Source organism: Hufsiella arboris (assembly GCF_009834875.1).
Taxonomy (GTDB): Bacteria; Bacteroidota; Bacteroidia; order Sphingobacteriales; family Sphingobacteriaceae; genus Hufsiella_A; species Hufsiella_A arboris.
On record NZ_WVHT01000001.1, the window covers coordinates 710,589 to 722,544 of the forward strand.

At 40.8% G+C, this 11,956-nt stretch carries 10 protein-coding genes; 6 read left to right on the forward strand and 4 right to left on the reverse strand.

Annotated features, from left to right (window positions below):
- Positions 1–7 precede the first annotated feature (7 nt).
- The gene (locus GS399_RS03085; RefSeq protein WP_160843104.1) at positions 8–3,343 is read right to left on the reverse strand and encodes a SusC/RagA family TonB-linked outer membrane protein; all 3,336 of its coding nucleotides are present in this window, start codon (positions 3,341–3,343) and stop codon (positions 8–10) included.
- A gap of 136 nt (positions 3,344–3,479) precedes the next feature.
- Positions 3,480–3,725: a hypothetical protein gene (locus tag GS399_RS03090; protein ID WP_160843105.1), complete on the reverse strand. Its 246-nt coding sequence runs from the start codon at positions 3,723–3,725 to the stop codon at positions 3,480–3,482.
- A gap of 391 nt (positions 3,726–4,116) precedes the next feature.
- Between GS399_RS03090 and GS399_RS03095 the strand changes: the two genes are divergently transcribed.
- Positions 4,117–4,512 (forward strand): helix-turn-helix domain-containing protein, encoded by a 396-nt coding sequence (locus GS399_RS03095; RefSeq protein WP_160843106.1) that lies wholly within the window; start codon positions 4,117–4,119, stop codon positions 4,510–4,512.
- Positions 4,513–4,644: 132 nt separating this feature from the next.
- Here the strand turns inward: GS399_RS03095 and GS399_RS03100 are convergent, their stop codons facing one another.
- A complete protein-coding gene (locus GS399_RS03100; protein ID WP_160843107.1) occupies positions 4,645–5,715 on the reverse strand; it encodes a type I restriction endonuclease in 1,071 nt (356 codons plus the stop codon).
- Between the two features lie 420 nt (positions 5,716–6,135).
- On the opposite strand from GS399_RS03100, the gene GS399_RS03105 reads away from it, so the two are divergent.
- The 5 genes from GS399_RS03105 to GS399_RS03125 all read left to right on the forward strand — a co-directional run bounded on the left by GS399_RS03105 (position 6,136) and on the right by GS399_RS03125 (position 10,858).
- Positions 6,136–6,585, forward strand: coding sequence for a YybH family protein (locus GS399_RS03105; protein WP_202409362.1), 450 nt, complete (start codon positions 6,136–6,138; stop codon positions 6,583–6,585).
- Between the two features lie 337 nt (positions 6,586–6,922).
- Positions 6,923–8,449 carry a hypothetical protein gene (locus GS399_RS03110; protein ID WP_160843108.1) on the forward strand — a complete coding sequence of 509 codons (1,527 nt, stop codon included), beginning with the start codon at positions 6,923–6,925 and terminating at the stop codon, positions 8,447–8,449.
- 10 nt (positions 8,450–8,459) lie between these two features.
- Positions 8,460–9,491 carry a hypothetical protein gene (locus tag GS399_RS03115; RefSeq protein WP_160843109.1) on the forward strand — a complete coding sequence of 344 codons (1,032 nt, stop codon included), beginning with the start codon at positions 8,460–8,462 and terminating at the stop codon, positions 9,489–9,491.
- Positions 9,492–9,516: 25 nt separating this feature from the next.
- Complete coding sequence (locus GS399_RS03120) at positions 9,517–10,080, forward strand: hypothetical protein (protein ID WP_160843110.1); 564 nt, start codon at positions 9,517–9,519, stop codon at positions 10,078–10,080.
- Between the two features lie 181 nt (positions 10,081–10,261).
- Positions 10,262–10,858, forward strand: coding sequence for a hypothetical protein (locus tag GS399_RS03125; RefSeq protein WP_160843111.1), 597 nt, complete (start codon positions 10,262–10,264; stop codon positions 10,856–10,858).
- 128 nt (positions 10,859–10,986) lie between these two features.
- On the opposite strand, the gene GS399_RS03130 is transcribed toward GS399_RS03125, so the two are convergent.
- Entirely contained in the window at positions 10,987–11,892 is a 906-nt protein-coding gene (locus GS399_RS03130; RefSeq protein WP_160843112.1) for a YEATS-associated helix-containing protein, read from the reverse strand.
- Between the last annotated feature and the right edge of the window lie 64 nt (positions 11,893–11,956).

Below are 11,956 nucleotides of genomic sequence, written 5' to 3' on the forward strand. Positions count from 1 at the left end.
TTGTCGTTCAGTTAAAATTTATTCGTACGCCTGCCGCAATGGTACGCACAGGCGGAAAGTTGCTGACAGCGTAGTCAGGGTCAATGCCGCCGCCTGCCGATTTCCAGATGATACCCAGGTTATTGGCGTATAGATATACCTGTGCGCTGTTAAAAGGCAGGCCAGGCATCTTCGCTTTCAGCAAGTCGTAGCTAAATGTGATATCCTGCAGGCGTATGTGATCGCCTTTTTCAACCAGCACCGATGAACTGGCATAAAAAAAATCCCTGTCATAATCCACAAAGGCCGGAGTAGAAGGCACATTGGTGACCTTCTCATCGCCGGGCTGACGCCAGCGAAAGCTGTAGTCGCCGTGTCCGCCGGTTCCCTGCAACAGGGAAACATAGGATATTGAGTTATTCCGGAAATAATAGCCAAAGCGGTAATTGATCGTAGCCGATAAGGAAAAACTTTTGTAAGAAAAAGAGTTCCGGAACGATCCAAAGTAAGTGGGGCGGGCAGGCCCATTGTACACGATATTGACGGGCGTTGCAGCTCCTATTATCGCGCTGTAATCCTTACTTAGCTCCCCATTAAAATACCCTTGCGGATCGCCGGTTTGCGGATCAAGGCCAGCCCAGGGCAGGCTGTAAACCGAATACAAGGGCTTGCCTTCCAGCGGCACGGTCATTGTACCATCGGCCGAATTCAGGTAACTGGTTACATAATCTGTCACCGTATAATGTGTTACCTTGTCGACCGCATGGCTCAGTATCAGGTTGCTCGTCCACCCGAAAGCGCCCGTAAGGTTGAGGCTGTTGAGACTTATATCATAACCGTTGCCACTCGTATTCGCATAATTGCCGGTAAAGGTCCTAACTCCCGATGATCCCGGATACGCGGTATTCCCGATAATGTCGTAACCTTTTTTCAGGTAAAACTCCAAGGTACCGCTGATCCTGTTATTATGCGAAGCGAAATCCAGACCTGCGTTCGATATCTTGTATTTCTCCCACCTCAGATCGGGGTTTGGAGGGTTTACGATGTTTGCATAAGGCAACCGGGTGATGTCATCGTTCGGATTATAGTAAGCGGTAGTATAAGCAGAAAGACTTTTATTGACATTGCCGCTATACCCGTAAGTAGCTCTAAGCCTGAGATAGGGCAGCCATTCAGCATTGTAAAATGATTCGTTTGAAACCGCCCAGGCCGCACCGATTGAATATAGCGGAACGCCTTTCTGATTTGTCTTTACTCCAAACAAATTACTCTGATCAAAACGCAGACTGGCAGATAATGTATAGCGGCGATCATAGGTATAAGCGCCGTTTGTAAAATAAGAAAGATAACGATCGCTCAATTCTGTTGTCCGGTCGGCATAAGGAATATTACTACCGTAGCCATACAGGTAGAGAGGGTATGGGTTTACGTAATCAACAGCCTTTGCCGATGCGTGAACTGCATCGTAACCATATAAACGGGAATAGCTTCCAAGGGTATTCAGGTTCCGCACCTCCATGCCGCCCAGCACAGAAACGTCATGCTTGTCCTGCCAGTTCCTGACGTAATTCAGTTGGCCCCGTACATTATAATAAGATGTCGCCATAAGTGCCTCATCGCGTATGCCGCCTGTCGGAACCGGCCGCGTAAGGAGGCCTGAAACGGCATCAACCTGTGTATACTGGTTAACAAGGTCACGCGCATAATAGGAGTTTTCGTGGTACAGGTTTCCATTGTTCTGTGTGCTCTTTCCATACTGATATAATATCTGCGCCTGTAAGCCCTGAATGATCTTATAGCTGAGGCCCGTGTTAATCCGGTAGTCGTCCCCGGTGCCAGTGTTATCCGCCATCTGGAGTTCAGCCAGCGGATTATAGTTCCAGTTTAACAATCCTTGCTGTGCGGCTGCCTGCGTGAATGACAGCCGATAGTTTTTAATTACATCCAGGTAATTACCCCGCCAATCTGCCAGCTGCGCATAGGGATATAATTCAACTGACGGATTATAGCCGTCCGGACTGCTGTAGGTTGGTATACCTAGGCTGTTTAACTGGCTTTTCTGATGCGTATAATACACCGCCGCAGAAAGTTCGAGCTTTTCGCCCAGGAACTTATAACGGTTGCCGGCCGTGAAACTCATGCGCCCGAAGGCGTTGCCTACTGCATTATCCTTGTTATGATCGTAACCGGCTGACAAGAAATAGCTCTGTTTCGTTCCGCCTCCCTGCAAATTGAAGGCGTACTGCTGGTTGAAACTGTTCCTGTACAAGTATCGGTCATAGTCCTTCCGTACATCCTGCTGTTTCAAAATACCGAGTTGTTCCTCCAGCTGCGATTCCGAAATTTTACCATCGCGGGCATCGATCATTAATTCAACAGCCGGCGTGAAAGGCGGATGATTATAAGCTTCTTCAAAACCTGTATAATAGCCCTGGTTAAAAAGATCCTGTTCCTTCCCGATAAAATCGGCGCTCGAAATCTTTGGCTGATAGTAGATGTCGGGCTTCGCGCCAAGCGTAAAATTCGTATTAAACGATAATTGTACAGGCTTATCATAACGGCCTCGCTTCGTGGTTATCACAATCACGCCATTACCTGCCCTTGCACCCCAGATCGAAGCGGCGGCCGCATCCTTCAGTACCGTTACGCTTTCTACATCATTGGGGTTGATGTTATTGACATCACCCTCGTAAGGAAAATTGTCGACGACAATCAGTGGACTCGCATTGGAAAATATGGTGCTCTGCCCGCGGATCACCAGCCCGGCGGCAGCTCCCTTGCCTGTGTTTACAATCAGCCCAGGAACATTATCCTGCAGCCTGCTGATCACATCCGTACTCACCCTGCGGTTAAACAATTCATTATCCACTTTGGAAAAAGAACCGGTGGCCCGCTCCTTCGGCAGCTCCTGGTAGCCTGTATTTACGGTTACCTCTCTCAGTTGTGCGACATCAGGTTGCAACGTGATCCGGAGATCGGCACCTACATTTAGTACTGTCTGCTGAGTTTTATAACCGATAAAGGATATGTCAAGCACTGCCCCATCGGAAACACCCTGTAAGCTGAATTCCCCTTTGCCATTGCTGCGTGTCCGGATGGTATTGTTCTCTAACTGTAACGTAGCACCTGCAAGCGGCTCATTCTTTTCATCTGTAACGATACCCCGAACCGTTCCCGGCGGTGATTTTTCCTGTGCATACACTGATGGGATGGTTGCAGACAAGGCCAGGTATAAAAAGAAAGCACCTGCATTTTTAAAAAAGGAACCGCGGGCTGCAGTTCCATGAGTGTTTAGTAAAGCGTAATAAGGGATATAAAAGATCTTATAAACAGGCCATAGCATGCCCGTTAAGCAATTTCTCATGTTTTTTTGCTTTTAGGTTTGGTTAAAGAAGGTTGATTGTTTGCGTGGAAAGCGGCGGCCTTGTATTAGCGTATGAACAAGCGGCCGCCGGCTTTCACCGGTTTATTCAGGCGGGCAAATTAATAAGGTCCAGGGTCTATTCACCGGCTCCTCCTTCTGCGCAATCGTTTAAGTGGTGAACAGCATCAAGCAGCTCATTTAGCTGAGAATAAAATGTGAACAGGTTGTCTTTCTCGATAGAGCTGAGCTCCGCAAAGTTGCCGCAGGCAGCTGCGTTAAGCAATTGCCATAAGAGTTTCTTGCTTTCTGCAAGCGTGTGAAGATCAAAAAAATCGTTGATCTTGCCGTCAGACTGTAGGTTGTTATAATTTTTAGCATCCATAAGACATTGTAAAGGGGATGCCTGCGAAAAAAAACACCGCAGGCGTGGTAACCCTACTAAACGTCTTAGAGGCCGTAGGAGGCCCGGAAACGAATAAGCAAGGCCCACGCCTGCGGCGTGAGCACTTGGACTTATCTCTCGTTTCCTGTTGAAATTTCCTACGTTTCTAAGACGAGAACCTAAGTGCGAATGCTTCTTAGTGAAGTATTCACAAAAATACTAATACATCGTAATTAACAAAATTACTCTCAAATTATCCTGTTTCCTGATTTTAGATTTTAAAATATAATTTACTATACAATAATATAATATATTATACATTATTGCAAATATTTTTAGCAACTTTTTTAGAATATTGTTCATACTATATTTAAAGCTATAATTTATAGCATTGAATAAAGACAAGAAGAAGTTAAGCCGGGGAAAAGTATTACACAAAATTGCCAAACAAAGCAATCTGAGCATCAAGGACCTCGCAGATAAAGCCGGCTATAAATATCCCACGTTTTATATACACATCAAGCGGGACGATCTGCCATTCGAAACCCTGGCTCGTTATGGCAAAGCCCTTAATCATGATTTTTCCAATGAGTTTCCGGAAATGGCCGACATCATTCTGAGCGAACCCGGGTCGAAATATTCTGAAAAAATGGGTTACGATGCGCTAATGGCCGACCGGGACAAGTGGAAAGAAAAATACATTACCCTTTCAGACAAGTATAATGCTGTAGTTGAGCGTTATCAGAAAATACTGGAAGAGAAGCTGGGGATTAATGAGGATGAGTGATGCCTAGTACAAAATATTAAACAACGCAATCTTAAATTTACAAAGATAAACGAAACTTGAGTATCAAATACGACAATCTCAGTTTAACTACATACTCATTCTGATAATGTAAGCTAAATAGCAACTATCTTCTTACTTGTAATTTTCCACCGCCTCTTCCAGCTGCCTGCTATAATTATAAATATCATCCAAACTCGTTAAATCGTATTTCGTTTCTTTACGATCTTCCCCAAAAATTCCAATGCATTTCCGGCTAAGGGTATTAAAATATAAGCGGCATATCGGCTTCCGATTATTATCATCCAGTAGAATACCGAAGTAAGATTGAACGTCGCGGGCAACTATACGCTTGGCTTCAACTTTTTTACGAATGATTGATTTTACAATATGATATCCCTCCAATTCTTCTTCTGTTGTCGTGACGCCGTTCTCGGTACCCATTACCGGATCCGCAGTAACTTTACTATCCGTTGCCACACTGTTCGCTTCTTCTTTGGTTAAAGCTGTCTTTAGCCTGCTTGTTATTGCATCGTTCAGCACCTGGTTAGACGAGCGCTTTACGAGTTCCGAAAACTGGTTCAATATCTTTTCCGTCAGTTTTCCGCCTGTATATACCTGCCCGGCAAAATGCTTGACAAATACCGGTGAAGGATTGGTAAGCTCAGAAGTAATAATCGTTTTTAACTCACTGGTGTATTTCAGATCAAGAGCTGTATTCGATATATTTTCAACATCGAAATATGATTTATGAAATTTTTTCAATTCTTCGATCTGCGCGTCTTTCATCTCAGTGATATTGAATTCAAAGAATGGCTTGTCGTCCATCTTATTCGGATCCTTCAAATCGGTATAAAAGCGATAGTTTAGCCCGTTGGTTAGCAAACTGAAGCGAGCCTTCGAAACATGAAAGTAGCGGAATAACTGGGAATTATGCGGATCGAGCTGCTCTTTATGATGTTTACACTCTATAATAAGAATTGCCTCACCGTCCTTCATAATTGCATAATCAACCTTCTCTCCCTTTTTTATGCCAATATCCGCCACGAATTCCGGGTTCACCTCGAAGGGATTAAACACATCATATCCGAGTATCTGGATAAACGGCAGTACGAGTGCATTCTTGGTTGCTTCCTCTGTCTGTATCTGGGGTAAAAGTTTTTCTACCCGTGAGGCAAGTTGTGAAATCTGATCTTTGAAATCCATTTGGTTAGTTTTTAAGCCAGCCAAAAGGCATGTTTTTGATAAGAAGGTTCACAAATATGGAAATACGATGTCAAAATATACCAATGCAAAACACCCAATTTTATACCCGTGAAACCCGCAAAACTAGCCGGGTGTTTTATCTGAAAGGGCGTAATGCTAGTAAAAAGGCTTTTTATTAAGGTATATCACGTTCGTTTTCAGTAAATGTTCTTGATTTTGTTCGCATCCATTGTTCTCACTCTGAAACGTGCTTTTAAAATCAAATCTGATTATAATTGCAAAATAATAATGTACGATTTTACGATAAACGACCTTAAGCTATTCGGATATAACAATACCTGCTAAACACTCATTTTTAAAGTGTGCGGAATTTTACAATTTTACCGGCTGGCAAATTATTCTTTTTGAAAAAAAATAACCATGAAAAGAATAATCATCACAACTGTGCTGCTAACAATAGTTTGTATAGCACAAGCACAATCAAACAACAGTCAGTTTGCGGAAGTAAGAAAAACAATTGAAGCCAGTAATGCTATTTATGCTGAACTGGCTAATAAAAACGACGGTTCCATTTTAACACGATATACAGATGATGCCTGCTTATATCCACCCAATTCGGCGCCTGTTTGCGGAGGCAAAAATATGCTTGCCTTTTTTAAAAGCGGACCGAAAGTGCATGTCAAATTTACGATCCAGCATTTGTATGGTGATCCGAAAAGTTTTGTAACAGAAGAAAGTTTTTATGAGATGGCAGATATGAGCGGTAATAAAATTGACGAGGGAAAAGTAATCGTGATCTGGAAAAAAACCGGCGCCGGCTGGAAAATGTACCGCGACATGTTTAGCAGTAACATGAAAGCAAAAAGCTGAGGTATCAGGCGTTTCTGACTATCAAAAGCCAATGTTAACGGCTTGCTGAAAATCCTGCCCGTTCTTTACGAGTGAAAGCCTTGCTTCTGATGGTGTGATCGCGGTAAACTTTTTAAACTCTTTTATGAAATGCGCCTGATCGTAATAACCGTCCTTTAGATGATTAAACCATTAATAAATTACAGCATAGGGATTAAGAAATTGAAATAGTGTAAGCAGTTAGAGCATGTCCTGTTCGGTATACCCTGGCCAAAGAAAACAACACATTAAAAATTAAACTTATTTACCATGTCGAAACTTTCGTAAAGTTAGTTTCGTAAAACAAAATAAAAGTTGCATGAGAAATATTTACTATATCTGTTTTTTGTTTAGCCTTATTATTTTTATCAGCAGTTGTAAAAAAAATGAGCCAGCTGCATTATCGGATACTGACCGAATAACCAGTGCACGTCAATACTTTGAAAAGGACATCCAGCGTTTTCAGACCGACGGCTCAGCTTCTTCCGGCTCCAGACTAAAACGGCAATCCATTTTTAAAAATGCTTTATGGAATGAGGCATATGTAAAAGATATTTCACTTGGTAAAGCCGTAGTTGTTCCCTTGCATTATGATAAAACAATATATACCAGGCGCGGCGAAGCCCAATCGTCTTTATCTTTAGATAATTTAAGTTACTTAATGATCTATGAGGGTAAGGATCATAAGATGCGGACAGAAGTGGTTACATGGATTCCCGATAACGACTTTTGGGATAAAAAGAATAAGAAAAAACTGGCTTTTAAAGGAGTTATTCTAATCGACGACTGGCAGGGTAAATTTATCAAAGGTTATAAGTATTTAGGCAATGGTGAGGTTAAAAACGTTTCTGCGGATACTTATACAGGAACCGATGTTCATACCTCGATGTTGCAATGTGTATTGGTTACCTGGTATTCTTGTTCGTCGTCCGATGGAGGAAATGTCTGGTATTGCAGTACACTTTACAGTGAGACAATTTGCGAAGATGATGGGTCAGGCAGTGGAGGTGGCGGCGGTGGAGGGGATCCGGGAGATTATCCTCCGCCGGGATATGATCCTTGCGGGCCGCCTATGACAGGTAGTGTCCATGTCTCTACATTGCCATGTAGTCCCGCTGGAGGAGGATCGGAATATGATTTGAAATATGATAGTCTAAAAAAAGACTATCCTTGCGCTGTTAAATTAATAATCAAAAAACTTGAAACTATAGCACAATACCAAAATTTGATTAGCCCTTTTAATACAGTGAATAGGCCCAATATTATATGGAATCACAGCGTTCAGGATTATGGCAATAATAATATTTATTCACTTGGAAATACAGAAAGCGATCCTTCTGGTTTGGGATTAAGTTCTACGATTAAATTTAATAATTCTGCACTAAATAACTCGTCGCTTTTACTGCTTGCCGCAACTGCAATTCATGAAACTTCACATGCTTATTCTAATTATGCAATTAAGATAAATGGGTATAATGCCCAATATCTCGAAGATTACGGATGGGTGGAATCAATGTTTACTTTTCATTTATTAGACTCGCTTCATAATGCTAATCCAAATTACATTGATCATTTCTCATTTATCGCAAATTCCTTTGACTCAATGGTGCAAACTTTATCGGCATGGGATAATAATCAACATTCGACTGACGAATATCGGATGGCAATGATGTTCGGGTTAAATAATCCAGGATCTAATGCTACAAGTTCCCAAGTAAATTTGTTAAATAATTTATATTCACAACTAATGAACAGATATAACTTAAGTGCTTCAGAAATGAATTCCTTTTACAATACTAATTTGCATGCAACGACAGATAAGCGATTACCTACAAATTGTCCTTAACTATTTAACTATGAACCTTAAGACAACTTTAAATATTCTATTCTTTGCTATTATTTCATTTGAAGCATCGGGACAATCTTACATGATTTTTGAGGTCAACAAAGGGATAAACCTTAAAAAGATCAGCGAACGGGTAAGTGTATCAGAAAATGTAATTGAACTGCAAGCAGCAGATACTACATTGTCGATATTTAATTTTTATTTCACTACTAATAATTTTAAAAAAACAGGGTTTGATAAGGAAGGACTTACAAAAAGCAAATCCGGTATCGATTATCTGCAAAATGATGTGCTGGTATCAATTGTTCCTTTAATAAAACCAGGCGAAACGCTTCGAATTAAAAACTTGACGTATAAAGAGCTTCAAAAGCTAAAAGCTATAAAGCCTGAAGAACTTTTAACAATGGCGATAGCCAGGTTAACTAAGTCAATAGATGACAGGAACTATTCCAGACCATCGCTGAAAACCTTAGAATTCAATCTCATTATTAAGGATGGGAATGCTTATCACTTGATTGAACAAATCCCATTAACAACTTTTTTTGTGACCTGCTCTGAGCCATGGTATTTCCCAAATCAATTTAAGGATGGGGTATTAAATATAGCCGAGGCTAACTATTTAAAAGCTTATTCATTTAGTGATTTGAAAAAAATTATCAACCAAACTTACGCTGGTTATATTGCAAATGAATTAAAGGGCCGCATATATCTTGAAAAGATTGATATTCTTAAGGATATATCTTCGGCACCTGTCTACCATTACTGGGAATACCCCGGGGCGGGCCCTTGGCAATTTTCGATTAAAAACAGAACGATTAGCAGTTCACATCCAGGCTTAGGCAGTTTTCTTTTTTTAGAAAAGATAGGCGTCGTCAATTGTACGTTAGACTTTTATTTAAATGAAAATTGGAAAAAGAACTTCGGGGAATGCTGCCAGGATTCAATTCATTTTAAAATAAAGTCTGTTAATAATATTGAGCTTTCTTCTTTTAAAAATCTTTATAATGCAACCTTGTCAAAATCGATCCGGGGAGGTGAATAAATAAAGATCAGTTTTTTCTTCGGCAGTGATTATTCTATTAAGACAACAAATTGACAGGATTGCAATAACAAATAATAACCATAAACATAGAATGATGCTATGTGCAAATAAGTCCGTTACATTAGCAATACTGACAACATTTTTATTAATGTTATTATCAGGTGCAATCATTGCCCAGCAACAAACCGACACTAAAGCGTTTGAAAAAAGTTTTGTCAGGCGATTATGGGTGCCTGCTGAAACATCCGATAGTTGCATTTCTCTAATAACGTTACTAAAAGTATTATTTACCAAACAATCAAAAATTCCTGGTATCGTATTTTCTGACAGTGCTGATTCACTTTTAAAGAAAGAGTTGAATCGGATAAAAAGCAAGTTAGACTATGCAGAACTTAAGGGCATTGCCGGAAATAACAGTGTAACCTTTATATTTCCGGTTATAATAAAGCCAGCAGTTGATCAATATGCTTGTTTCAACAAGGAGTTGACGGCTTTTGAAAATTTTAATAAGTTTTCCGGAAAAGCAATTAGCGAAAAATGTTTTTTTCGCCCGGAAATCGAAATAATCACCTACCATTCTGTTCAGTGAACAAGATTTTAAGAGATACAAATTACAGACATTTTCGGAGAAGCTTACATACGCAGTCGTTTACCCGTGCTAAATTTAAGCCAAGTTGACCAAGCGTCCCTTATTCCCGGAATCTTTAATCAAAGAGGCTATTAGGGAACGGTTCAAGTTCATAACAAAAGCCAATAAACTCCAGCCTGCAATGAAATTTTTACTGATATTTTTATGTGGGTTAGTTAGTTGCCTTTCCTCCCAGGTGTGGGCTCAAAACAAATTAAAGGCAGGTAAAGAGCAACAATTTATAAGTCAATACTTAAATGTGTCTGAAAACACTGTAAATGAAAAAAAAGAGATTCTTTATGCGGATGCCTTGTATAATGGAGAAGTAACTGCTTTTGCGGTAGCAGTGAAAAAAGACACCCTTTTTGATTTTGCCAAGAAAAATAAATATTTGATTCTTACAAAATCTGAAAAAGAAGACATTCAAACAGAATTGGCTAAAATTTCCGAACAAAGATGGCCTGATGGGATAATTCAGCATTCATCAAAACTAAGCCTGGATAGTCTAAAAGGGATTATCGGCCCTCAAGGACTTGGCTGGAATGACAATTACTATAAAAAGTATAAAACTGGATTCTATACCTTATCAAAACCGGTATTTATCAGGAATGAGACAATTTGTTTCTTCTATGCCGGCTACCACTGCGGCAATCTCTGTGGACATGGCAGTGTAGCAGTTTATCTTTTTAATAAAGGGAAATGGGAAAAATGGCTGGTGCTGGAAGAATGGCGCAGCTAATTAAAACTGCAATTTCCACCAGGTCGTAGCATCACGCTACGATTTAAATAACCTGAAGCAAGGTCCAGGAAGTGACGTGGCGGCACGTTACGACCAGTGAAATAATTGGTCCCGTTCCGATACAAGCCTTAAGCCAGAATAAATCGTAAAATATTCAGGGAATCCTCAATTTTTCTGAGCAGCGAGTCGTCAGCCCCTTTATGGAAACCTTTGATAATATTCTCAATCTCCTGTGCCTCGCTTTTAGTGATAAAATTGTTTCTCGCAAGCGTATCGAAAGAGACAAGAATGGAATACCTGGTATAAAGCTGCGTAGCCAGTCCTGAAATATTCTTCAGAATGGATAAACTGTTTTCATCGGGCCTTAACTGCACTGCATAAGCCAGCGCCAGCAACATTCCTTCCGATTGATTCCTGGCGAGAAGGTCAGTTGCCGGCAAATTGTTCCTGACGATGATCTCACCCATCTTTCTTCCAAGCTCGGCTTTTACTTTCAGCCTTTTAGCATAGTCGGGGATACTTGTTCTCGAAATAAAAGTGTCGACTAATTCCTGTAAGGCATCTTCCCGGGAGGAATTTGCCTGAAAGGAATCTTTCTGGATTGTATTCAGATCCACGGCGAGTTTAACGGTCTCAATTCTTTCCGCATTTGACGAAACTTGATTTTGTGTTGCTTCAAGACCTTTTTTTGCTTCCTCTGCCGCTTTTTTGGCACTGTTTGCTGCTTCCAGGACTTTTTCGCCAATTGTGCCGATAAAGCGCCTTGAAAATATTGCGGCGATCAGGCAAAAACCAGCAAATATCAGATAGTCAACGTCGGAAGAATGCCTGTTTACCAGGTCACTCGCGATCATTTTCAGGAAAGCAGGTACGAGAAATGCTGAACCGATCCCCAAAAGAGTATAGCGCAGGCCAGCGGGCATCCCTTTTTTATCCACAGAGATTGTGTCAAAGCCGTGGAGGTAATTTAAAAACCCACCGAATCCGCCGGCGACAATCATAATGCTGATCAATATAACTACATGAGTATCCATACCTTTACGTATCTTTTGTAATCCTCATAGTTTCCCTTTAAACAGGAATTGTCATATTCTGCGG